A 22895-nucleotide genomic window follows, 5' to 3' on the forward strand; every position below is an offset into this window, starting at 1 on the left:
CTAGCCCGTCAGCCGTCGCCCTTGCGCTCGCCCAGGGTGATCGTGGTCGTGACCTCGCGGCCGTCGCGTTCATAGGTGAGGGTGACCTTGTCGCCGGGCCTGTGGTTCCAGATCTCGCTGATCAGGGTCGGGCCGCTGTCGACCGGCTTGCCGTTGAACTTGGTGATGACGTCGCCGGGCTTGAGACCCGCCTTGGCCGCAGGGCCGTTCGGGGTGACCGCGGGGGTGCCGCCCGTGCCCTGTTCGGCGATGGTGGCGCCGGTGCTCTTCTCGGTCATGTTCACCGTCGCGCCGATGACGGGGTAGACGGGCTGGCCGGTCTTGATGAGCTGATCTGCGACGTTCCTGGCCTGGTTTATGGGGATGGCGAAGCCGAGGCCGATGGAGCCCGCCGGGGACTGCTGGCCGAAGCCGTTGTTGCCGGCGGACTGGATGGCCGAGTTGATGCCGATCACGGCGCCGCTCGCGTCGAGCAGCGGGCCGCCGGAGTTGCCAGGGTTGATCGAGGCGTCTGTCTGCAGGGCGCTCATGTACGAGTTCTTGCCGCCGGAGCCGTCACCCGAGGCGACCGGGCGGTTCTTGGCGCTGATGATGCCGGTGGTCACCGTGTTGGAGAGGCCGAAGGGCGCACCGATCGCGATGGTCGAGTCACCGACGGCGACCCGGTCGGAGTTGCCCAGCGGCAGCGGTGTCAGACCGGAGGGGGCGTTCTTCAGCTTCAGTACGGCGACGTCGTAGCCCTGGGCCCGGCCGACGACCTCGGCGTCGTACTTCTTGCCGTCGGAGAAGGTGGCGGAGAGCGTGCCGCCGTCGGCCGCGGAGGCCACCACGTGGTTGTTGGTGAGGATGTGGCCTTCCTTGTCGTACACGAATCCGGTGCCCGTGCCGCCTTCGCCCTGGCCGGCCGCCCCGGACTGCGCCTCGATCGTGACGACGCTCGGCAGGGCCTTGTTCGCGACGGCGGCGACCGTGCCCGGATCGCGCTTGAAGTCGGCCGGGGCCTGGCCGGTCGCGACGGTCGTCGAGATTCCGTCGGCGTCGTTGCGCTCGGCGGCCCAGTAGCCGATCCCGCCGCCGACGCCACCGGCGACGAGCGCGGCGACGAGTACGGCGGCAATCAGTCCGCCGGATCGCCTGCGCGGGGCCGCGGGCCCGGGTACGGGCGCGCCCCAGGGGGCCGCGGGCGGCGGCGGAGGCCACCCGGCGTCGGCGCCCCGCACCCCGGCCTGCTGTCCGCCGTCGTGCTGCACCGCCGCCGGAGAGGGCGTCGGGGAGGACGCCGGGGCAGCTGTCGGTGCGGGCGGCATCTGGTGAGTCGACCGAGTCGACTCCGTCGACCGCATCGGCTGAGTCGGCGCCTCCGCCCCGGTGCGCTCCTGCGCGGCCGCGCCTTCGGGAGCGGCCGCCGGCACAGGAGGTACGGACGGGGCGGCCTGAGCCCCAGTGCCAGTGCCCTCGTTTTCAGTGCTCACAGCGTTTCTCTCCTCGATTTCACGATCACTCGTCGGCGCGTCCGGACGCGTCCGGGCGTTGCGGTTGGCTCCGATCAGCTCCGATCAGCTTTTCCCACAGGCTGTCAGGCCACTGTAAGCAGGACCTGTGCGTATTGGGGCCATCCTTTATCACGGACAATACGGACACACCCACGGCGTCCGCTTTCAGACGGTGGCACCATGACGCGGTGACCCAACTCCCGATCCAGGTCGTCGCCCACCGAGGTGCCTCGGAGGACGCTCCCGAACACACCCTGGCCGCATACATCAAGGCTATAGAGGACGGGGCGGACGCCCTCGAGTGCGATGTGCGGCTGACTGCGGACGGTCATCTCGTCTGTGTCCACGACCGCCGTGTGAACCGGACCTCCAACGGTCGCGGCGCCGTCTCCGCCCTGGAGCTCGCGGACCTCGCCGCGCTCGACTTCGGTTCATGGAAGGACCGCGAGGAGAGCCCGGACTGGAAGGACCGCGAGTTCACCTCCGTACTGACCCTGGAGCGACTGCTGGAGCTGGTCGCGGACGCCGGGCGGCGGATCGAGCTGGCGATCGAGACCAAGCACCCCACCCGCTGGGCAGGCCAGGTCGAGGAGCGGCTGCTGCAACTGCTGAAGCGGTTCGGCCTCGACGCCCCGGCCTCGCCGGCCGAGTCGCCCGTACGCGTCATGAGCTTCTCGGCGCGCTCGCTGCACCGGATCTCGGCCGCCGCGCCGGGCATCCCCACGGTCTATCTGCTGCAGTTCCTCTCGCCGCGGCTGCGCGACGGACGGCTGCCGGCCGGCGCCCGGATCGCGGGCCCCGGCATCCGGATCGTCCGCAATCACCCCTCCTACGTCGACCGACTGCACGCCGCGGGCCACCAGGTGCACGTCTGGACGGTGAACGAGCCCGAGGACGTCGATCTCTGCGCCCAGCTCGGCGTCGAGGCGATCATCACCAACCGCCCCAGGCAGGTGCTGTCTCAATTGGGTCGCCTGCAAGGGCCCTCATAGCAGCCCTCGCAGCTCTGGCAGCGGCCCTCGCGGCGGCTTTCGCAGCCCCTTGCGAGGGCGGCTCCTGCAGCGCTCCCGGCAACGCCTCACGTTCGTTACGGGGAGTGCACCGGCGCGTTCGGACCGTGTTCGATCGTTACGAGTGCGTCACCAGACACGGATTGGCCGGTTTCCGGTCCAGGCCATTGGGGCATCCACACCGTGGCGTGGGGCGAAGGAGGTCTCGGGGGTGGCGTTGGTGGTGGCACAGGAGGTGCCCACGTCGTCGAGCATGGCCGTACCCCATGGCCCTGCGGGCGTGGGTGAGGCAAGGCACCGGATGCGTGAGCAGCTGCGACGCAGCGGGGTGTCCGAATCGGTCGTCGACGATGCTGTTCTGATCCTTTCCGAACTGCTGAGCAATGCCTGCCGGCACGGCAGACCGCTCGGGCATTCGGAGATCGGGGACGGCGACATCCGCGCCGCATGGCGTGTCGACACGCAAGGCCGACTGACCGTCGAAGTGACGGACGGAGGCGGTCCTACCCGCCCGGTTCCGGCCACGCCCTCGGTCACGGCGCACGGCGGCCGTGGGCTCAACATCATCAGTGCGCTCGCCCAGGACTGGGGCGTACGGGACAGCGCGTCCGGCGAGGTCACCGTGTGGGTGCTCGTAACGGAAGGGCATCGTCGCGACGATTTCGCTACGCGCGTCACAGGCCCCCGATTCGATTTCGCGGACGCCTACGACGACGTGGACTGAGGCGAGGTGCGCCGTCTCGGGCGAGTGGCGACGAGGCGCAAGAAGGTGGCGTCCGGCGACGTGGACCACGCACTGCGGCCGCCACCACGGCCGTAACGGCTAGGCTCGCGCCCTAGACAAGCACGCCGTCATCGGGAGAAAGCCACACCATGGCCAAGAAGCGCCCCCAGACGAAGGCCACACAGCGTCGATCAGCGCCTGCGGCGCAGGCCCAGCTCACCGACGGTGAGATCCCTGTGGTGGGGGCCCGTGAGCCCTGCCCCTGTGGTTCGGGCCGCCGCTACAAGGCCTGCCACGGCCGGGCCGCCGCGCACGCCGTGACCGAGCTGGTTCAGCGCCCCTTCGAGGGGATGACCGCCGAGTGCGACTGGGTCGCCCTCCGCGAGCTGGTTCCGGCAGCGACCGTCGCACTGACCCTGAAGGACCCGCTGCCCGACGACGTCCCGTCCGTCACGCTCGCGACCGTCCTTCCGATGGCCTGGCCCGCACTGCGCCGCGAGGACGGCTCCGTCCTGCTCGCCGTGCAGAACGACATGACCTCCGGAGACCTGAGCCGCGATATCGCGCACACGCTGCAGCGCGCGCTGACCGCGAAGCCCGGCACGCCGGTCACCGGCGCGAGGACGTCCGCGGAAGGGCCCCGGCTGCAGGATCTGATCGATGCGGACGCGCCGTTCGAGCCGGTCGTCCACAGCGGCTTCGAGTTCTGGATCCCGAACTCGTCTGAGAACGCGAACCCTGAAGTGGCCGCTTCGCTGGAGCGGGCCAACGCGGCCGCGATCCCGACCATCAGGCTGACCGGCGTCGAGGCGGCGTACTGGTGCGAGACCCCGGAGAAGAACCATCTGCGCTGGGTCATGCCGCACCCTGAGGAGCGCCTGCTGGACGCGCTCGCGCGGCTGCACGCCGCGGGGACGTCGAGCCTCGGCGAGGGGACCCGACTCGTCGGTTCGTTCCGTGCGCACGGGCTGATGGTCCCCGTCTGGGACCTGCCGGCCGGGATGAGCGCCGACGAGTGCGAGAAGCCGGCCGCGGAGCTCGTGGAGCGACTGGCGGAGGCGCTCGCGGTGGACGAGCCACTGACCCCCGAGGAGCGCCGGGCGCGTGGAGGGCTCACCAACCGCCAGGTGACCCTCAGCTGAGCCGGCCGGCCCGACCGCGGTCGGCCGGACCCGGTAGACCCGGCTGACCCGGCCGCAACCGTCGCCGTCCGTACGGGCGGCGACGGTTTCTGTCACGTGACAGGTGATACCTGTCACAACGGCCCGTACGGACCAGTAATTCCTTGTCCGAATACCCGAGATCGAATTTGCGAACAGCAGATCTCTTGTTACGGTTCTTGAAGCCCGGTCGCTGGTGCATCCCCCGTCGCCAGCGACCGGGCGTTGCCATTTCCGGAATTCGGCCTACCGCCTCGCCGGGCGTCAACCGCTCGCAGCACCGGCGGAGTTGCTCCCCGATCGCAGCAGCAACGGACCGTCGGCGTGATCTCCGGAACCCGCGAACTCCGCCACCGCCGAATACTCGTCCGCTGCACCACGGGCCTTCTCACGCGGTGTTTCACAGGTTGCGGGCTCATCTCCCGCCTCGATCCCACAATGCGTCTGTACGGCTCTGCCGCCGGGGCCCATGAGGCTCAGCGCGGCACTCAGCGGCTCACTCGTGGCGTTGCGGAAGTACGTTCGCGCCCAGACGTCGGGACCCTCGCTCAGTACGCATGTCTGGGCCTCGACGCCCTCGGGTGAGCTGAGTTCCGGGCCGCAGCGTTCGCTTGTGCGTTGCCCGCCGACGGCCTCATCGGCCGCCTCTGCGGGGTCCTCGAGTGCATGAATTCCAGCCAGAATTCCCGGCCGCTCGGCCCCCTTGTGATCCGCCGTTTCGGGATCGGGCGAGCCCGCCGGTCCCGCGGAGGCGGCCAGCGGCAGCAAGGAAGCAGATACGACGGCGACCGTGAGCCCGGTCATACGCAGATTCATGGTGGGCCGAAGATATCGACGGTCACGGCATGCCCGGGCGCCGCGCGCCCAATTCCCGTACAACTGGGCCCGGCTCACACCCGTACGAGTGAGTCGCCGAGCCCGGATGCTCCGCACGTACGCGAGCCGTGTACACGAACCGTGCACGCAAGGCGTACTGGAGCCGCGTACGCGAACCTGGTGCCCGGTAAGCGAGGTGCCCGGTAAGCGGAGTGCCCGGTGAGCGAAACGCTCAGTAGGCGAGCCGCGAGCCTTCCCCGGTCTCCGGTGGTGTCATCCCGCCGGACGGCGTGCTGACGCTCGCCTCGACGAGCGCGTCGACGACCGCCTCGACGTCCGGCAGCCAGGGCGCGGCCGACCCGGGCAGCGGTGCGCGCTCCCAGCGGACCTGCCCCGTACCGGTCTCCGAGGGAGGCAGCATCAGATAGCCGCCCTCGCCGTGGAAGCGCAGTGAACTCGGCACCCGGTCCTTGGCGTAGAGCAGATCGCCGAGCTGCTCCATCGAGTACGGAGCGACGAGCAGTGACCAACGGGTCGGGGTGGCGACGACCGGGCCGAGCCGCATGCCCATGCGGTCGAGCGCGGCCAGCGCCCGGGCCCCGGCCACCGCGGGCAGACTCACCGCGCAGGGCGCGCGGCCTCCCGTGGCGAGCACGATCGGAGCCGTGGGCCGCTGGGTCCACCACCAGCGCACCATGCGCTCATCGGTGGTCGCCGCGAGGAGTCCCGGGTCGAAGGGGTGCGCGCCGGGTACGACGCACTCGGTATCGGGGCAGGCGCAGCCGCGCCCGCGATCGGCCCGCCCGCCGGCCGCCTTGAGTCCCACACCGGGAAGTACGGGCCACTGCCACGCTGTGGCGCAGGTGAGCGCCGCGTCGAGCTGAGGAGCAGGCCTCCTCTTGCGCCGGAACCGGAGCCTGCGTCGCCTTCCGAGGATCTCGCGCATGAGCGCTCGTTCCTTTCCGTTGAACGCCGAGGTCCACATCACACCCAGGTGTGCATCGCTTCACTGTGCGTACAAAGCGGCGTCTCGCCGCCCTTGCCGTAGGCATGGGTGATCCCATGGGCTGTGTCCATTTAACGCATGGCGAGGGGTGGCGCGCCCCTGGCGCTTGCTGTCCCGCTGTACTCGTCCCGCCACATGGGATGGGGGCGGCGGCCTACGGCGGTTAAGACGCCCGGGCTCCCCGCCAGGTTCCGGGGCTGTCCCAACTGCCCCTGGCCATCACCGTTTACGTACCCATCACGTCCGAAATGACTCCCCTTCGGGCTTCTACCCTGAGGGGATCGCCATGCCGAACACCCCCTAGTCGACCGCAAAACGTTGCCATGGGGGGCATTTTTTGGCCAAGTTAGCTACCGGCCGGACACCAGCAACCCCACTAGGACAATGCTGGACATCCCCCTTTGTGTGCGTGTAGATGTGGATGCAGTGATAGCGGCGCAGATTGACATGGGGGTTTGCGATGCTATTGGCCGAAACGCACCAGCGGGAAAGCCTGCTGCCATGAGCGCCCCTCACCTGCCGAAAGTGGCTGGAATCGATTCCGCGGTTCCAGCCCCCGCGCACACTGCCGCGTCCCTCACGTCCGCCCGCGTCCCGACAGCCGCGCCCGGCGCGGTGATCCAGGACCGGCTGGCCGGCTGGGTCTCCGACCTGACCACCCTCCACGAACTCACCGAGCGCCTGGCCAGAACCGCGGTCCTGGACGACGCACTCCATGAACTTCTGCGCGCGGGCGCCGCCCTGGTCGGCGCCCGCCGTGGCATGGTCGTCTTCGAACCGGCCGACGGCCAGGGGCCCGCCAGCACCGTCGGGCTCGGCCTGGCCCACGCCGACCTCGGCCATATCGAGACCGTCCCCCGCAGCGCCACCGCGTACGGCCGGATCCTCGACGGAACGAGCGCCGCCCTGGCCGACGGGGTCGCGCAGGGCGATCTGTTCCACGACGAGCCCCTCGACCCGCGCCACCGCGAGGTCGCCGCACGTCTCGGCTACGCCGCGAGCTACGCCCTGCCGCTCGCCACCGCCGAGGCCGGCAGGCTGGGCGTCGCCGTCTGGTTCTACGACGAGCCGGCCGAGCCGGTGGACCGCCAGCGCCATCTCGTCGGCCTCTACGGGCGGTACGCCACCGAGCACCTGGCCCGGCTGCTGGAGCTGGACCGGGCGCGCCACCAGATGGCCGTCATCGCCGAGGAACTGATGCCCACCCGGCTGCCCCGGGTGCCCGGGGTGCGGCTCGCCGCCCGCCATCTCGGCGGACCGCGCGGCGGCGGCGAGTGGTACGACGCGCTGCCGCTGCCCGAGGGCGCGCTGGGGCTCGCCGTCGGCTCGGTCTCCGGCTCGGGGCCGAGCGCGCTGGCCGCGATGGGCCGGCTCCGGGCGAGCCTGCGGGCGTACGCGGTGATGGAGGGTGAGGATCCCGTCGCCGTACTGTCCGATCTGGAGCTGCTGCTGCGGCTGACGGAGCCGGCCCGTTCGGCGACCGCGCTCTTCGCTTACTGCGAACCCGCCGCGATCACCCCCACCGGCGGCCAGGAGAGGAAGATCGTCCTGGCCGGCGCCGGGCACACCCCGCCGCTGATCGTCGGCGAACGGCGCACCGAGTTCGTCGAGACCTCGCTTTCGGCTCCGCTGGGGATGCTCGCCTGCTGGGAGGCGCCGAGCGTGGAGTTCTCCCCCGCATCCGGAGAAACGGTGCTGCTCTACACCGACGGGCTGCTGCGGCGCACCGGCGACCCCATGGACCGGGCGTTCGCACGGCTGCACAGCGCCGCGGCGAGCGTGCCGAGGACCGCCCGGGACGATCCGGCGGCGATCGCGGACCACGTGCTGCGGACGGTGCTGCCCGACGGGCTCGACGCGGGTGACGACGGCGAGGACGTGGTGATGCTGGCCGCCTGGTTCGAGTGACGCTCCAGTGACTCACGGGTCATGGGCCGTGCGGCCCTGGGCCCCTTCCGTACGACCGTACGATGGGTAGGGGTTCAGCGTCGTACCAACAAGGAGGCAGGCCCGTGGCAGAGGAGCTCACCCCGGAGACCCCGGAAGAGTCCGAAGAACAGCCGATCGGTCAGCGCAAGAACACGGTGTACCCGGGAGTCTCCGACGAGCTCGCGGAGAACATGAAGTCCGGCTGGGCCGACACCGAGCTGCACGGCCTCGAGCCGATCGCGCAGGCCGCGCACACCGCGCGTCGTCGCGCCGCACTCTCCGCCCGTTTCCCGGGCGAGCGTCTCGTGATCCCGGCGGGCAACCTGAAGACCCGCTCCAACGACACCGAGTACGCATTCCGCGCCTCGACCGAGTACGCGTACCTCACCGGCGACCAGACCCAGGACGGCGTCCTGGTCCTGGAGCCGGCGGAGGACGGCCACCGGGCGACCGTCTACCTGCTGCCGCGCTCCAACCGGGAGAACGGCGAGTTCTGGCTGGACGGCCAGGGGGAGCTGTGGGTCGGCCGCCGTCATTCGCTGGCCGAGGCCGAGCAGCTGCTGGGTCTCCCGGCCAAGGACGTCCGCGAGCTGCCGGCGCAGCTGCGCGAGGCGACCGGCCCGGTCCGCAACGTCCGCGGGCACGACGCCGCCATCGAGGCGGCCCTGACCGACAAGGTCACCGCCGAGCGGGACGAGGAGCTGCGGGTCTTCCTCTCCGAGGCCCGCCTCGTCAAGGACGAGTTCGAGATCGCCGAGCTGCGGAAGGCGTGCGACGCGACCGCCCGCGGCTTCGAGGATGTCGTCAAGGTCCTCGACAAGGCCGAGGCCACCAGCGAGCGCTACATCGAGGGAACGTTCTTCCTGCGCGCCCGCGTCGATGGCAACGACATCGGCTACGGCTCGATCTGCGCCGCCGGCCCGCACGCCACCACCCTGCACTGGGTGCGCAACGACGGCGAGGTGCGCGCCGGCGAGCTGCTCCTGCTCGACGCCGGTGTGGAGACCTCCGAGCTCTACACCGCCGACGTGACCCGGACGCTGCCGATCAACGGCCGCTTCACCGAGCTGCAGCGCAAGATCTACGACGCGGTGTACGAGGCCCAGGAGGCCGGCATCGCCGCGGTGAAGCCCGGCGCGGGCTACCTCGACTTCCACAACGCCGCGCAGCGCGTCCTCGCCACCAGGCTGGTGGAGTGGGGCCTGCTGGGCGACCTCGACGTCGAGAAGGTGCTGGAGCTGGGGCTGCAGCGCCGCTGGACCCTGCACGGCACCGGCCACATGCTCGGCATGGACGTCCACGACTGCGCGGTCGCGCGCCGCGAGATGTACGTGGATGCCACGCTGGAGCCCGGCATGTGCCTGACCGTCGAGCCGGGTCTGTACTTCCAGGCCGACGACCTGACCGTGCCCGAGGAGTACCGCGGCATCGGCGTCCGGATCGAGGACGACATCCTCGTCACCGAGGACGGCAACGTGAACCTGTCGGCCGCGCTGCCGCGCCAGGCCGACGAGGTCGAGGCCTGGATGGCGCAGCTCAAGAGCTGATGGACCCTCACGGGACGGAGTGCCGGCCCCAGGGCTGATCCCCGGACCGCACTCCAGGTGCCGTACGGCGAGGGCGCCCCGCTCAGACCACTCTGAGCAGGGCGCCCTCCCGCCATTTCAGCATCTTGTCGAAGCTCACCACCGCGCCCCTGCCCGGCCTGTTCCGGAGGTACACGTGATCGGCGAGCTCCTCGATGAGGCAGAGCCCGCGGCCGCCCTCGGCGGAGAGGGCGGGAGCGGCGGCGTGCCGGCAGTCCGGGAATCCGGGCCCCGCGTCGGCCACCTCGATACGGCACTTCTCGTCGTCCAGATACGCCGTCACCCTGTACGCGTCCGAAGAGGAACCGGCTGCGGCGCTCCCACCGTGTTCGACGGCGTTGGCACACGCCTCGCTCAGCGCGACCGAGAGATCGTAGGAGATGTCGGGGTCGACGCCCGCGGTTTCCATGGCACCGAGCAGAAGACGTCGGGCGAGCGGAACGCTCGCTGCCTCGCGCCGCAAATGGAGTGTCCACCAGATGCTCATGCTCCAGCCTCCTGGCTGCGGCTCGACATACCGTTACGTATTGCCGCAGGGCCGCGTTCGTAAGCGTGGAGTTGACGTGATTGCCCTCATTCGGCGGATGCGTGAATCACCTGTCCCGGTGTATGCCCACGCCAGGCGCCCGGAGCGGCGCCAAACGTGACCTTCCGGACCTGCCGCACGAAGGTGATGCGGGCAGTGCGATGATGTCCCGGCCATGTCTGCCCAACCGTCGGCCGCACTCGCCGACGCACCCGCCGGAGCCGGTCTGCGGCTGCTGAGGGCCGCGGTGTTCGCCGCGGTCTGCGTCGTGCTGTCCGCGCTGGGGCACGTACTGGCCGCGTGCGCGACCGTCCCCTGGTGGACGCTGCTCGCCGGGTTTCTGATCGTCTTGTCGGTGACGGCGCCGCTCGCCGGGCGTACGCGCTCGCTCCCGGCCGTCGTGGCCTTCCTGGCCGGCGGACAGCTCGCGCTGCATGCCCTCTTCGGCCTCGGCCAGCGGCACCTCACCGTGTCGCCGAGCGCCGACGACGCACTGATCAGGATGGCGGCCAAGCTCGTCTGCGGCGCGGGCGGCAGCGCGCTGAGCGCCGCCGACGCCCACCGGATCGTCACCGGCGCGGGCCTCGACCCGGCCACGGTGGCCCGGGCCGCGCATCCTGGACACGCCGGACACACCGCGGCCGACCCGGCCGTGGCCGTCACCTCCGCCGGGCTGCTGCCCAGCCTCCCGATGCTGCTCGGCCATCTGCTGGCCGCGCTCGCCACCGGCTGGCTGCTGCGGCGCGGCGACATCGCGCTGCTCCGGCTGGCCGCGCTCTCCGCGCAGGGTGCGCACGGCGCCACCGAGGTGGTGGCCGAGGCGGGGCTCGTCCGTGCCCTGCGGGCCGCCCTCGTGCTCGTACGGGCGCTGCTCGCCGGACTGCCGGGGGCGCCCGGCGCCGGTCCGCCCCCCTTCCGTACGTCGCTCGACGCACCCCCGCCACCGGCGGCCGGGGCACTCCAGCACACGGTGATCAGGCGCGGGCCTCCCGTGCCGTATTCGCTCGCAGCCTGACGCGGCCCACTCGACAGGAGTGGTGTCGCGCCGTACCCGCGCACGCGCGCGGGGACCGGTCACCTTCCTGCTTCTCACGTGGAGTGTTCTCTGCCATGAACCACGTCTCTCGTCTCGCCGCCGCCGGCGCTGTCGCCACCTCGTCCGTGTTCCTGCTCTGCGGCACCGCCTTCGCGCACGTCAGCGTGCAGCCGCAGGGCGAGGCCGCCAAGGGCGGCTACGCCACGGTCAACTTCAAGGTCCCGAACGAGCGCGACAACGCGTCGACCGTGAAGCTCGAGGTCACCGTCCCCGCCGAGCACCCGCTCTCCTCCGTGATGCCGCAGCCCGTGCCGGGCTGGAAGGCCGAGGTCACCAAGACCAAGCTCGCCAAGCCGCTCACCGTGCACGGCAAGCAGATCACCGAGGCCGTCTCGAAGATCACCTGGACCGCGGACGGCGGCAAGATCGGCCCGGGCGAGTTCCAGCAGTTCCCGGTCTCGCTGGGACGGCTGCCGGAGGACACCGACCAGCTCGTCTTCAAGGCCCTCCAGACGTACGACAACAAGGAGGTGGTGCGCTGGATCGAGGAGCCGAAGGAGGGCGCCGCGGAGCCGGAGAGCCCCGCGCCCGTGCTCAAGCTCTCGGCCGCGACCGGTGATCACCACGGCGGCGGCGCCGCGAGCGACGACAAGAACGCCGCGCACGGCAAGGGGCACGAGGCGGAGAAGGAGACCGAAGCGGCCTCCGCCGGCTCCACCGACACCACGGCCCGGGTCCTGGGCGTCGTCGGCATTCTCGTCGGCGTGGCCGGTGTCGCCTTCGGCGTGCTGGCCGGCCGCCGTCGCTCCGCCTGACGCCCGCCCCGTACCTCACATCGCAACATCTGGGACATATCTCCATGCGTATCAAGACTCTGACGGCTGCCGCCCTGGCGCTGGCGGCCGCGCTCACCCTCTCCGCCTGCGGTTCCGACGGCGACACAGCGGACGCGGCCCACCACTCCGTCGCCGACGTGTCGGCCGCGCCGAAGGACAAGGCCGCGACCGTGCTCGACCGGCCCTTCGAGAAGCCGAACTTCGTCCTGACGGACACCAAGGGCAAGAAGTACGACTTCCGCGAGCAGACCAAGGGCAGGCCGACGCTGATCTACTTCGGCTACACGCACTGTCCGGACGTGTGCCCGCTGACGATGAGCAACATCGCCATCGCCAAGAAGAAGCTCCCCAAGGCCGACCAGGACAAGCTCCAGGTCGTCTTCGTCACCACCGACCCCGAGCGGGACACCTCCGCCGAGCTCGGCAAGTGGCTGCCCGCGGCGGGCGACCCGTCCTTCGTCGGCCTCACCGGCGACTTCCCGACCATCCAGGCAGGCGCGCGCCAGCTCGGCATCGGCATCGATCCGGCGAAGAAGGAGAAGGACGGTTCCGTCGTCTCCATGCACGGCGCGCAGGTGATCGCCTTCTCCCCCAAGACCGACCAGGGCTATGTCCTGTACGGGGAGGACACCACCGCGGACGACTACGCCAAGGACCTGCCGAAGATCATCAAGGGGGAGAACCCGTGATCCGCCCCACCGCCCACCCGTCGCCCGGCCACCGCCCCTCAAGGAGCTTCGCGCGGCGTCCGATCGCCTCCGTCATAGCCCTCGCCGCGGGCCTGGCGCTGGCGGGCTGCTCCTCCGAGTCCGCGCCCGAGCTGAAGGTCAGCGGTGCGTTCATGCCGCAGCCCGTGGGCGACATGGCGGGCGGCTTCCTCACCGTCAAGAACAGCGGTGACACGGCGGACAAGCTCACTTCGGTCACCAGCAGCCTCTCGGACGACGTCCAGATCCATGAGACGAAGAACCAGAAGATGCAGCAGGTGGAGTCCTTCGACATCCCCGCCAATGGTGAGCTGACGCTGGAACGCGGCGGCAGCCACATCATGTTCATGGCCCTCAAGAAGCACCCCAAGCAGGGCGAAAAGGTAGAGATCGAGCTGCACTTCGAGAAGGCCGACCCGATCAAGGTCGAGCTTCCCGTGGAGGCGCAGACCCACAACCCGAAGAAGCACTGAGCTACTTGAGGGACTGACGACACACCATGACAGCCACCGCCCCGCGCTTCGGAGCCGCAACTCTTCTGCGGCTGCTGCTCATCACCGCCGCGCTGCTCGGCACCGTGCTCGCCGGCACGGCGAGTGCGCACGCCGCGCTGACCGGCAGCAACCCGAAGGACGGGGCGGTGCTCGCCACCGCCCCGAAGGACGTCACACTCACGTTCTCCGAGCAGGTCGCCATGGGGAACGACTCGATCCGGGTCCTCGACCCCAGCAGCAAGCGCGTCGACACGGGCGAGCTGAACAACCTGTGCAGCGGAAACCTGGTCAAGTACGGCGTCACGCTGCACGCGGGCCTGCCGAAAGGCACGTACACGGTCGCCTGGCAGGCCGTCTCCGCCGACAGCCACCCGATCGCGGGCGCGTTCACCTTCTCCATCGGCGCGCCGTCGAAGACGGCTGTGGAGCTGCCGAAGCAGGAGGCGGGCGGGGGACTCGTCGGCACGCTCTACGGCATCGCGCGGTACGCGGCGTACGCGGGGTTCGTCGTGCTCGTCGGCGGCGCCGCGTTCGTCCTGGCCTGCTGGCCGCGGGGCGCGGGCGCGCGGCCGATGCAGCGGCTGGTGGTGCGGGGCTGGGTGACGCTGACGGCGGCCACGCTCGCCATGCTGCTGCTGCGGAACCCGTACACCGGCTCGGGTGAGCTGGGCGACGTGTTCGACCTGGCCGGACTGCAGGCCGTACTGGAGACCAAGACCGGGGCTGCGCTGGTGTCGCGGCTGCTGCTGCTCGGTGCGGCGGCGCTGTTCGTCGCGGTGCTGTTCGGGGCGTACGCGAAGCGGGACGCGGAGGGAGAAACGGGAGACGCGGAGAGGGACGCGGAGGGAGACGCGGAGGGTTCGGTCGCGGCGTCCGAGGAGCGCGCCGAGGAACTCGCCGAGGAACTCTCCAAGGAGAAGAAGGACCTCACCTTCGGGCTCTCCATCGGCGGCACGGTCGTCGCGGCCGGGATCGCCTGCACCTGGGCGCTCTCCGAGCACGCCTCGACCGGTGTCCAGCCGGGCATCGCGATGCCCGTGGACGTACTGCATCTGCTGGCCGTGGCGGCCTGGCTCGGCGGCCTGGTGGCCCTGCTCGTGGCGCTCCACCGGACGCCTGCCGTCGAGCGTACGGCGGCGCTCCGCTTCTCCCGGGTGGCCTTCTGGTCGGTCGTGGTGCTGGCCGCCACCGGGCTCTACCAGTCCTGGCGGCAGGTCGGCTCCTGGTCGGCGCTGACCGGCACGTCGTACGGTCGGCTGCTGCTGCTCAAGGTGGGGCTGGTCGCCGTACTGGTCGGCGTCGCGTGGATCTCGCGGCGCTGGACGGCGCGGCTGTCGGAAGGTACGGCTCCGGTGGAAACCGAGGCCGAGGCCGATGGCCGGAACAGGACCAAGACCAAGGCCGGGGCCGGGGCCGGGACGGACGTGGCCGAGAGCAGCTCCGGGGCCGGGAGCGGCTCCGGGACGAAGGAAGCGCAGCCGGAAACGGACGCGTCGGGACCGGCCGACCCCGAGCGGGCCGCCCAGCTTGCCCGGCAGAAGGCCGCGGTGGCGACTGCCGCGCGCAAGCGGATCAAGGACGCCGACCCGGCGCGCTCCGGACTGCGCCGTTCCGTACTGGCGGAGGCGGGTGTCGCCGTCGTGCTGCTCGCGGTGACGACCATCCTCACGTCGACCGAGCCCGGGCGTACGGAGGAGCAGGCGGCAAAGGCCGGCGACTCCGGGGCCGCCTCCACCGCCGTACCCGACCGGCCCGTCGACATCACCCTCCCCTTCGACACGGGCGGCAAGGACGGCAAGGGCACCGCCCGGCTGAGCATCGACCCGGGCAGCTCCGGCGCCAACGAACTGCAGCTCCGGGTCAACCGCCCCAACGGGCGCCCGCTGGACGTTCCCGAGGTGAAGGTCGCCTTCACCCTGACCGCCGAGAAGATCGGCCCGCTGCCGGTCGTGCCCGACCGGATCGCGACCGGCCACTGGAGCGCGAGCAACATCCAGATCCCGCTGCCCGGTGAGTGGCGGATCCAAGTCACGGTACGGACGTCCGACATCGATCAGGCGACCATCGAGAAGAACGTGAAGATCGGCTGACGTGAGCAGCGACATGGACGTGAGCAAGGGCATGGGCGACATCGAGATCTCGCGGCGAAGGCTGCTCGGCACAGTGGGCGCCGCCGGCGCGACCGGGCTGGTCCTGGGCGCGGCGGGCGGCGCCGCCGGATACGCGGCGGCTGACGGCGACCCGGCGACCGCACTGGAGACCGTCGGCTCCGCCTCGGAGGCCTTCTACGGCGACCACCAGGCGGGCATCACCACGCCCATGCAGTCCCGCGGCCATCTGGTCGCCTTCGACCTGGCGCCGGGGGCGGGCCGCAAGGAAGCGGTCGCGCTGATGCGCCGCTGGTCCGCGACCGCGGCCCGGCTGATGGCGGGCGAACCGGCCGGGGACGGCGACACGGGCGTCGCGCTTGACGCCGGACCGTCCTCGCTGACGGTCACCTTCGGCTTCGGCCGGACCTTCTTCGACCGTACGGGCCTGGCGGCGCAGCGGCCCGTGGAGCTGGACCCGCTGCCCGCCTTCTCCGCCGACCAGCTGGACGCGCGGCGTTCCAACGGCGATCTGTGGGTGCAGATCGGCGCGAACGACGCACTGGTCGCCTTCCACGCGCTGCGTACGGTCCAGAAGGACGCGGGCGAGGCAGCGCGGGTGCGCTGGCAGATGAACGGCTTCAACCGTTCGCCGGGTGCCACGGCGCAGCCGATGACCGCGCGCAATCTGATGGGCCAGATCGACGGCACCGGCAACCCGAAGCCGTCCGAGCCGGACTTCGACCGCCGGATCTTCGTCCCGGCCGGCGGCACCGGTGGACAGCACCCGTGGATGGCGGGCGGCTCGTACGCCGTGGTCCGCCGTATCCGCATGCTGCTCGACGACTGGGAGAAGCTGCCGCTGAAGAAGCAGGAGCAGGTGATCGGCCGGCGCAAGTCGGACGGCGCCCCGCTGACCGGCGGCAGCGAGGCGACCGAGCTCGATCTGAACAAGACCGGTCCTGATGGACATCTGGTCATTCCCGACAACGCCCATGCGCGTATCTCCGCGCCCGAACAGAACGGGGGCGCGGCGATGCTGCGCCGGCCGTACTCCTTCCACGACGGAATCGCCGCGGACGGTACGCCCGACGCCGGGCTGCTCTTCATCTGCTGGCAGGCGGACCCGCTGAAGGGCTTCGTGCCGGTGCAGCGCAAGCTCGACCGCGGCGATGCCCTGTCCACGTTCATACGCCACGAGGCCAGCGGCCTCTTCGCCGTGCCGGGCGGTCCGAAGAAGGGCGAGTACGTGGGCCAGCGGCTGCTGGAGCAGTGAGCACACATCGCATTCGTCGCACCCGTCGCCGGGAGCAGCGAGGTACGCGGGCGCACTAGGGTGACTGGTATGTCCGCGACTCGCTACACGTATCTCGGCCCCGAGGGCACCTTCACCGAGGCCGCCCTGCGTACGCTCCCGGAGGCCGCGACCCGGGAGCTCGTCCCGATGGTGTCCGTGCCGGCCGCACTCGACGCCGTACGCAATGGGGAGGCCGCGGCCGCGCTCGTACCGATCGAGAACTCGGTGGAGGGCGGCGTCACCGCGACCCTCGACGAACTGGCCTCGGGCGAGCCGCTGATGATCTACCGCGAGGTGCTGCTGCCGATCACCTTCGCGCTGCTGGTGCGGCCCGGCACGAAACTCTCCGACGTGAAGACGGTAACCGGCCACCCGGTCGCACAGCCGCAGGTACGGAACTGGCTGCGCGCCCATCTGCCCGACGCCGTGTGGGAGTCGGCGGCGTCGAACGCGGACGGAGCACGGCTGGTGCAGGAGGGCCGGTTCGACGCGGCCTTCGCCGGTGAGTTCGCGGCGGCGACGTACGGCCTCGAAGCACTGGTCACCGAGATCCACGACGCGGAGAACGCGGAGACGCGTTTCGTACTGGTCGGCCGTCCGGCCCGGCCCGCGGCCCCGACCGGCGCGGACAAGACGTCGGTGGTCATCTGGCAGCGCGACGACCACCCGGGTGCCCTGCTGGAGCTGCTCCAGGAATTCGCGGTGCGCGGCGTGAACCTGATGCTGCTCCAGTCCCGGCCGACCGGTGCGGGGATCGGGAACTACTGCTTCGCCATCGACGCCGAGGGCCATATCTCGGACCGGCGGGTGGGCGAGGCGCTGATGGGTCTGAAGCGGATCTGCCCGAAGGTGCGGTTCCTGGGGTCGTATCCGCGGGCGGGCGTGTCCTCGCCGGAGCACGCCGCGCGCGTACTGAGGCCCGGGACGTCGGACGCGGAGTTCGTGGACGCGGCGGAGTGGCTGGCGCGCTGCCAGGACGGCCGCGCGTAACCCTGCGTTTTCTTTGATCCGTTCTGTCCCCGCTTTCTTCCTACTTTTTGTTACCCACAGAAGTTATCCACAGGCGTGCTTCTCGACCTGGGGACAAGTCGACAACGTAAATCGACATGGTCGACAAATCACCCCAGTCACCCCACATACATCCACAGCACGTCCGGGAGTCCGGGTCAGCCCAATTCCTTTGATCAACTCTTTGGAGCGAGGAATTCCCACCCGAACGAGTGCGTGGACCAGGTTTGGAAGGGGAATCCTCTGATCCGCATGCGACTTTCGGAATGATCAATTCCGTAGTCCACAGATCTTCCTCACACCCTGTGGATAACCCCATGAAGTGGCCCGCCCCTGTGGACAACGGACTCCAAGTTCCGCACCCCACAAGGGGAGCAGGTCAAGCAAGAAGCGGCACTTGCCCCATTTCGGCGATCGGCATCCCGTTCATTGACAGATGTCGGTCCGGATTCACCGCGACGTTCCTTAATTCCGACAACTGGGGCAAAGCGGAACGCAAACCAATATCAACTGGGGAGGTGGGAGCACGCACCGGTAGCCTGGTGGGGTGATTGACCTTCGCCTGCTCCGTGAGGACCCCGACCGTGTTCGCGCCTCCCAGCGCGCCCGTGGAGAGGACGTCGAGCTCGTCGACGCCCTGCTCTCCGCCGATGAACGGCGCAGGTCGTCCGGCGTCCGCTTCGACGAACTCCGCTCCGAGCAGAAGTCGCTCGGCAAGCTCATCCCCAAGGCTTCTCCGGACGAGCGCACCGAGCTGCTGCAGAAGGCCGAGCAGCTGAAGACCGACGTCAAGGCCGCCGACGCCGAGCAGAACGAGGCCGACGAGGAAACCCGCCGGCTGCTGCTCCAGCTGGGCAACCTGGTCCACCCGGACGTCCCGGTCGGCGGCGAGGAGGACTTCGTCGTCCTGGAGACACACGGCACGATCCGCGACTTCGCGGCCGAGGGCTTCGAGCCCAAGGACCACCTGGAGCTCGGTGAGGCGCTGGGCGCCATCGACGTCGAGCGCGGTGCCAAGGTGTCGGGCTCCCGCTTCTACTACCTGACGGGCGTCGGCGCGCTGCTGGAGCTCGCCCTCGTCAACGCGGCGATCGCCCAGGCGACGGAGGCCGGCTTCGTCCCGATGCTGACCCCGGCGCTGGTCCGCCCGCGCGCCATGGAGGGCACGGGCTTCCTCGGCCAGGCCGCCGAGAACGTGTACCACCTGGAGAAGGACGACTTCTATCTCGTCGGCACGTCCGAGGTCCCGCTCGCGGCGTACCACATGGACGAGATCATCGAGGCCGACAAGCTGCCGCTGCGGTACGCGGGCTTCTCCCCCTGCTTCCGCCGCGAGGCCGGTACGTACGGCAAGGACACGCGTGGCATCTTCCGCGTCCACCAGTTCGACAAGGTCGAGATGTTCTCGTACGTCGACCCGGACGACGCGGAGAACGAGCACAAGCGTCTCCTGGAGTGGGAGAAGCAGTGGCTGACCGGCCTGGAGCTGCCGTTCCAGGTGATCGACGTGGCGTCCGGCGACCTCGGCGCGTCCGCCTCGCGGAAGTACGACTGCGAGGCGTGGATCCCGACCCAGGGCAAGTACCGCGAGCTGACGTCGGCGTCGAACTGCGACGGCTTCCAGGCGCGCCGGCTGTCGGTGCGGATGCGTGACGGCAAGCAGGTCAAGCCGCTCGCGACGCTGAACGGCACGCTGTGCGCCGTACCGCGCACGATCGTCGCGATCCTGGAGAACCACCAGCTGGCGGACGGTTCGGTGCGGGTGCCCGAGGTACTGCGTCCGTATCTGGGCGGCCGTGAGGTCCTGGAGCCGGTCGCCAAGTGAGTTTTCCGTACCGGCTGATCGCTACGGACCTCGACGGGACGCTGCTGCGCTCCGACGACACCGTCTCGCAGCGCACGCGCGACGCGCTCGCCGCCGCCACGGCGGCGGGCGCCGCGCACATCATCGTCACGGGGCGGGCCGTCCCGTGGACCCGGCACATACTGGACGACCTGGGCTATCAAGGCCTCGCGGTGTGCGGTCAGGGCGCGCAGGTCTACCACGCGGGCGAGCACAAGCTGCTGACCTCGGTGACCCTTGACCGCCAGCTGGCTGGGCTCGCCCTCTCCAAGATCGAGGCCGAGGTCGGCCCGCTGTCGCTCGCCGCCAGCCGCGACGGCCTCGACGGCGAGGTCCTCGTCGGCGCCGGCTACCGGTTCCAGGACGGCCCGCTCCCCGCCGTCGCCTTCGACGACCCGGCCGAGCTGTGGTCCGCCCCGCTCAACAAGGTCTACATCCAGCACCCGGGCCTCGACGACGACGCCCTCACCCGGATCGCCCGCGAGACGGTCGGCAACCTGGTGGACGTGGTGATGGCCGGCCCCGGCATCGTCGAGATCCTCCCGCTGGGCCTCAGCAAGGCCACGGGCCTCTCCCTGGCCGCGCGGCGCCTCGGGGTGAAGGGCGCCCAGACCATCGCCTTCGGCGACATGCCCAACGACATCCCCATGTTCGCCTGGTCCGCCCACGGCGTGGCCATGGCCAACGCCCACGACGATCTCAAGGCCGTGGCCCACGAAATCACGGCTTCGAACGAGCACGACGGCATCGCCGTGGTGCTTGAGGAGCTGCTGGGCCGGTAGCCGTTGCGGGCGGCCGGCCCGCTGGGCCGGGGGCACCCCCGGCCCAGGCAAAGCTCTGGGGGAGAGGGGGCACAACGCCCCGGTACCAGGTGCCGCTACGGTCCGGGCCACCCTGACGGGCCCAGGACCGCCGGAGGCGAAACGCGGAGGATGCGCGGATCGAACGCGCGCGGGGTTGACCCCGACCACGGCTTAGCAAGCCGGTGCCTTACCACTCGGCCAATCCTCCGGGAGGGCGGCCCGCGCTGATGCGCGCTCGAAGCGGCCGCCCGGGCAGCAGTCTCGCGGCGGCTCGACGGAGTCCGATGATTACTCCGAAGCCTGCCGTGCGCTGCCCTGCTGGGAGCTCGACGGACTCGTACTCTCGGTCATCGCCGCACCCCTCCCCGGTCTCGGAACAGCACTCGCACGTTTGCGCGACTGCCTCAACTACTGTGCCCGCCCCGTCAGTTCCGCGCGACTGAATTTCGGGCCGTTGCGGGACGACAGCCCCGTCAGCCCTTCCGCCGCCACCACCGTCTGCGCGCCCGGCTCCAGAACCATCCCGCGGGTGGCTCGTCGGACCGCCACGGCTGCGGCTCGGGCGCCGAGCCCCGCCAGCGGGCGGCGAGCATCCGCGCCCGCGCGGACGGCTCCGCCGTCTCAGCGGCCCGTACGAAGTCCTCATCGAGGACAGCGTCGTCCCAGAACCGCGACCCTTCCGGCCCGGGGGCCCCTTCCGGCCCGGGCGCCCCTTCCGGCCCGGGCGCCCCTTCCGGTTCCTCGGCCATGGCGGCTCCTCCTCTCGCCCTCCACCCAGTGTCCTCACAGACTCGTCAGGCGGGCGTGAGAACAGGAACGCCCCCGAGGGCAGTCCCCCGGGGGCCGCCCCGGCTACTCCTCGCCCGCCAGCGTCAGTGTCCGCAGCTTCTGCCCCGCGTACCCCGTCGCCAGCAGCGTGACGCCCACGAGCAGCGCCACCGCGAGCGGCAGGCCCACGTCGGAGGCGATCATCCCCTCGCCGCCGATCTTCTCGGCGAGGGACAGCGACCACTGCTGCACGCTGAGTGTCCGCGCGCCCGGCACGAGGCTGCCGAAGAGCGTCTCCCACACCAGGGCGTAGACGAGTCCGATCACGACCGCATGCCGGCTGACCGTACCGAGCAGCAGGAACAGCGCGCTGTACGCGATCGACGCGACCAGCGCAGCGACCGTGTAGGCAATCGCGATCTGCTGACCGTTGCCGTTGAGGATGTATCCCGCGATGAAGGTGGGGATCGCGGAGAACGCCATGGTCACGGCGATCGCCACGATCAGCTTGGTGACGATGATCGTCGGCCGCTTCACCGGCTTGGCGAGCAGATAGACGATCGAGCCGTCGTCGATCTCCGGCCCGATCGCTCCCGTACCGGCGATCACACCGATCAGCGGCACCATCGTGGCGATGGCGAAGCCGCCGAGCACATCGGAGGCAATCTGGTCGTCCACTCCGTTGAACGCCCGCACCGCCGCCGCGATGAGCAGCAGCAGCCCGGGGAGGACGAAGAGGACCGCGGCCCGGCGCCGGCCGAGCAAGGCCCGGTAGGTGAGCCGGGCGACTGTCGGGTTGTACATGTCGAAGGCTCCTTTCAGGCCGCTACGAGGTACGAGAAGACCGACTCGAGGGACTCGTCCGAGGGCGAGACCGTCAGCAGCCGGATGGAGTGCTCACGGGCGACCTTCGGCAGCAGTTCCGTGAACCGCCCGAAGTCGACCGCCTGGATCCGCAACGCGCCTTCCTGCAGATCCACTTCGATGCCGGCCGTCGAGGGGTCGGCGATCAGCGCGGCGGCCAGCGCCCGGTCGTCGCTGGAGCGCACCAGATACCGGTGCGGCCGGTCGGTCATGAGCCGGCGGATCCTGCGGAAGTCGCCGCTCGCCGCGTGCCGTCCCGCCACGATCACCTCGATGTGCGAGGCGAGTTGCTCGACCTCCTCCAGGATGTGGGACGAGAACAGGACCGTGCGGCCCTCGGCACCCATCCGCCGGAGCAGTTCCATGAGCTGCATGCGCTGGCGCGGGTCCATGCCGTTGAAGGGCTCGTCGAGGAGCAGCACGCTCGGCTCGTGTACGAGCGCGGACGCCATCTTGACGCGCTGGCGCATTCCCTTGCTGTACGTCGCGATCTTGCGATCCTGCGCGTACTCCATCTCCACCGTGGCCAGCGCGCGCTGGGCCTCCTTGGCGCCCAGTCCGTGCAATTCGGCGTTGGCGACGACGAATTCCCGCCCCGTCAGGAAGTCGTACATCGCCTCGCGCTCGGGCACGACGCCGATCTGCCGGTACACCGCTTCGTTGCGCCAGATCGTCTGCCCGTCGAGGGTGACACTGCCCGTCGAGGGGGCGAGAAAACCAGCCATCATGTTGATGAGCGTGGACTTGCCGGCTCCGTTGGGGCCGAGCAGTCCGGTGACGCCCGGGCCGACCGCCATGGTCACGTCGTTGACGGCGACCACGTTGCCGAACCAGCGGGACGTGTGGTCGATAAGCAGAGTGCTCATGGGCGCAGCCCATTCCTTGGAAGGGTGGTGGTGGGT

The 22895-nt window shown here is 70.4% G+C and carries 20 protein-coding genes and 1 tRNA gene; 14 read left to right on the forward strand and 7 right to left on the reverse strand.

What is annotated here, in order from left to right; genetic code table 11:
* Nucleotides 1-8: 8 nt before the first annotated feature.
* Nucleotides 9-1472 carry a S1C family serine protease gene (locus AC0699_RS11550; RefSeq protein ID WP_478658634.1) on the reverse strand — a complete coding sequence of 488 codons (1464 nt, stop codon included), beginning with the start codon at nt 1470-1472 and terminating at the stop codon, nt 9-11.
* Nucleotides 1473-1681: 209 nt separating this feature from the next.
* Between AC0699_RS11550 and AC0699_RS11555 the strand changes: the two genes are divergently transcribed.
* From AC0699_RS11555 to AC0699_RS11565, 3 genes are all read left to right on the forward strand, one after another.
* Entirely contained in the window at nt 1682-2485 is an 804-nt protein-coding gene (locus AC0699_RS11555; protein ID WP_478658636.1) for a glycerophosphodiester phosphodiesterase, read from the forward strand.
* 142 nt (nt 2486-2627) lie between these two features.
* Nucleotides 2628-3227 carry an ATP-binding protein gene (locus tag AC0699_RS11560; RefSeq protein ID WP_478658639.1) on the forward strand — a complete coding sequence of 200 codons (600 nt, stop codon included), beginning with the start codon at nt 2628-2630 and terminating at the stop codon, nt 3225-3227.
* 149 nt (nt 3228-3376) lie between these two features.
* Nucleotides 3377-4369, forward strand: coding sequence for a DUF5926 family protein (locus tag AC0699_RS11565; protein WP_478658641.1), 993 nt, complete (start codon nt 3377-3379; stop codon nt 4367-4369).
* A 1066-nt stretch (nt 4370-5435) separates the two neighbouring features.
* Here AC0699_RS11565 and AC0699_RS11570 read toward each other — a convergent pair.
* Entirely contained in the window at nt 5436-6149 is a 714-nt protein-coding gene (locus tag AC0699_RS11570) for a bifunctional DNA primase/polymerase (RefSeq protein WP_478658644.1), read from the reverse strand.
* A gap of 444 nt (nt 6150-6593) precedes the next feature.
* Here AC0699_RS11570 and AC0699_RS11575 point away from each other — a divergent pair, with 444 nt between their 5' ends.
* Nucleotides 6594-8117: a PP2C family protein-serine/threonine phosphatase gene (locus tag AC0699_RS11575; protein WP_478658646.1), complete on the forward strand. Its 1524-nt coding sequence runs from the start codon at nt 6594-6596 to the stop codon at nt 8115-8117.
* Nucleotides 8118-8221: 104 nt separating this feature from the next.
* Nucleotides 8222-9685, forward strand: a complete 1464-nt coding sequence (locus AC0699_RS11580; protein WP_478658649.1) for an aminopeptidase P family protein — start codon at nt 8222-8224, stop codon at nt 9683-9685.
* 82 nt (nt 9686-9767) lie between these two features.
* On the opposite strand, the gene AC0699_RS11585 is transcribed toward AC0699_RS11580, so the two are convergent.
* Nucleotides 9768-10211 carry an ATP-binding protein gene (locus AC0699_RS11585; protein WP_453657677.1) on the reverse strand — a complete coding sequence of 148 codons (444 nt, stop codon included), beginning with the start codon at nt 10209-10211 and terminating at the stop codon, nt 9768-9770.
* Nucleotides 10212-10425: 214 nt separating this feature from the next.
* On the opposite strand from AC0699_RS11585, the gene AC0699_RS11590 reads away from it, so the two are divergent.
* From AC0699_RS11590 to AC0699_RS11630, 9 genes are all read left to right on the forward strand, one after another.
* Nucleotides 10426-11265, forward strand: coding sequence for a hypothetical protein (locus tag AC0699_RS11590; protein ID WP_478658652.1), 840 nt, complete (start codon nt 10426-10428; stop codon nt 11263-11265).
* Nucleotides 11266-11360: 95 nt separating this feature from the next.
* Nucleotides 11361-12101 (forward strand): YcnI family copper-binding membrane protein, encoded by a 741-nt coding sequence (locus tag AC0699_RS11595; protein ID WP_478658655.1) that lies wholly within the window; start codon nt 11361-11363, stop codon nt 12099-12101.
* Between the two features lie 44 nt (nt 12102-12145).
* Nucleotides 12146-12811 (forward strand): SCO family protein, encoded by a 666-nt coding sequence (locus AC0699_RS11600; protein WP_478658658.1) that lies wholly within the window; start codon nt 12146-12148, stop codon nt 12809-12811.
* Between the two features lie 62 nt (nt 12812-12873).
* A complete protein-coding gene (locus AC0699_RS11605; RefSeq protein WP_478659093.1) occupies nt 12874-13302 on the forward strand; it encodes a copper chaperone PCu(A)C in 429 nt (142 codons plus the stop codon).
* Between the two features lie 26 nt (nt 13303-13328).
* Nucleotides 13329-15413 carry a copper resistance CopC/CopD family protein gene (locus AC0699_RS11610; protein WP_478658660.1) on the forward strand — a complete coding sequence of 695 codons (2085 nt, stop codon included), beginning with the start codon at nt 13329-13331 and terminating at the stop codon, nt 15411-15413.
* A gap of 31 nt (nt 15414-15444) precedes the next feature.
* A complete protein-coding gene (efeB, locus tag AC0699_RS11615; RefSeq protein ID WP_478659095.1) occupies nt 15445-16686 on the forward strand; it encodes an iron uptake transporter deferrochelatase/peroxidase subunit in 1242 nt (413 codons plus the stop codon).
* A 69-nt stretch (nt 16687-16755) separates the two neighbouring features.
* The gene (pheA, locus tag AC0699_RS11620; RefSeq protein ID WP_478658662.1) at nt 16756-17697 is read left to right on the forward strand and encodes a prephenate dehydratase; all 942 of its coding nucleotides are present in this window, start codon (nt 16756-16758) and stop codon (nt 17695-17697) included.
* A gap of 565 nt (nt 17698-18262) precedes the next feature.
* The gene (serS, locus tag AC0699_RS11625) at nt 18263-19540 is read left to right on the forward strand and encodes a serine--tRNA ligase (RefSeq protein ID WP_478658665.1); all 1278 of its coding nucleotides are present in this window, start codon (nt 18263-18265) and stop codon (nt 19538-19540) included.
* Nucleotides 19537-20340 (forward strand): HAD family hydrolase, encoded by an 804-nt coding sequence (locus tag AC0699_RS11630; RefSeq protein ID WP_478658667.1) that lies wholly within the window; start codon nt 19537-19539, stop codon nt 20338-20340. The genes serS and AC0699_RS11630 overlap by 4 nt, the downstream gene beginning before the upstream one ends.
* Nucleotides 20341-20484: 144 nt before the next feature.
* Here AC0699_RS11630 and AC0699_RS11635 read toward each other — a convergent pair.
* From AC0699_RS11635 to AC0699_RS11650, 4 genes are all read right to left on the reverse strand, one after another.
* Nucleotides 20485-20569: transfer RNA gene (locus AC0699_RS11635), tRNA-Ser, on the reverse strand.
* Nucleotides 20570-20834: 265 nt separating this feature from the next.
* Entirely contained in the window at nt 20835-21110 is a 276-nt protein-coding gene (locus tag AC0699_RS11640) for an SGM_3592 family protein (RefSeq protein ID WP_478658669.1), read from the reverse strand.
* A gap of 103 nt (nt 21111-21213) precedes the next feature.
* Nucleotides 21214-21933 carry an ABC transporter permease subunit gene (locus AC0699_RS11645; RefSeq protein ID WP_478658671.1) on the reverse strand — a complete coding sequence of 240 codons (720 nt, stop codon included), beginning with the start codon at nt 21931-21933 and terminating at the stop codon, nt 21214-21216.
* A gap of 14 nt (nt 21934-21947) precedes the next feature.
* Nucleotides 21948-22859 (reverse strand): ABC transporter ATP-binding protein, encoded by a 912-nt coding sequence (locus AC0699_RS11650; protein WP_478658673.1) that lies wholly within the window; start codon nt 22857-22859, stop codon nt 21948-21950.
* Nucleotides 22860-22895 lie beyond the last annotated feature (36 nt).

This window comes from Streptomyces sp. NPDC043870, from assembly GCF_056435785.1.

Excerpts from the sequence above, each read along its gene's own strand:
- efeB (WP_478659095.1), top strand. The coding sequence starts at position 15,445 with ATGGGCGACATCGAGATCTCGCGGCGAAGGCTGCTCGGCACAGTGGGC.
- AC0699_RS11565 (WP_478658641.1), top strand. The coding sequence starts at position 3,377 with ATGGCCAAGAAGCGCCCCCAGACGAAGGCCACACAGCGTCGATCAGCG.
- AC0699_RS11640 (WP_478658669.1), bottom strand. The coding sequence starts at position 21,110 with ATGGCCGAGGAACCGGAAGGGGCGCCCGGGCCGGAAGGGGCGCCCGGG.
- AC0699_RS11645 (WP_478658671.1), bottom strand. The coding sequence starts at position 21,933 with ATGTACAACCCGACAGTCGCCCGGCTCACCTACCGGGCCTTGCTCGGC.
- AC0699_RS11600 (WP_478658658.1), top strand. The coding sequence starts at position 12,146 with ATGCGTATCAAGACTCTGACGGCTGCCGCCCTGGCGCTGGCGGCCGCG.
- AC0699_RS11595 (WP_478658655.1), top strand. The coding sequence starts at position 11,361 with ATGAACCACGTCTCTCGTCTCGCCGCCGCCGGCGCTGTCGCCACCTCG.
- AC0699_RS11570 (WP_478658644.1), bottom strand. The coding sequence starts at position 6,149 with ATGCGCGAGATCCTCGGAAGGCGACGCAGGCTCCGGTTCCGGCGCAAG.
- pheA (WP_478658662.1), top strand. The coding sequence starts at position 16,756 with ATGTCCGCGACTCGCTACACGTATCTCGGCCCCGAGGGCACCTTCACC.
- AC0699_RS11650 (WP_478658673.1), bottom strand. The coding sequence starts at position 22,859 with ATGAGCACTCTGCTTATCGACCACACGTCCCGCTGGTTCGGCAACGTG.
- AC0699_RS11610 (WP_478658660.1), top strand. The coding sequence starts at position 13,329 with ATGACAGCCACCGCCCCGCGCTTCGGAGCCGCAACTCTTCTGCGGCTG.
- AC0699_RS11575 (WP_478658646.1), top strand. The coding sequence starts at position 6,594 with ATGCTGGACATCCCCCTTTGTGTGCGTGTAGATGTGGATGCAGTGATA.
- AC0699_RS11590 (WP_478658652.1), top strand. The coding sequence starts at position 10,426 with ATGTCTGCCCAACCGTCGGCCGCACTCGCCGACGCACCCGCCGGAGCC.
- AC0699_RS11585 (WP_453657677.1), bottom strand. The coding sequence starts at position 10,211 with ATGAGCATCTGGTGGACACTCCATTTGCGGCGCGAGGCAGCGAGCGTT.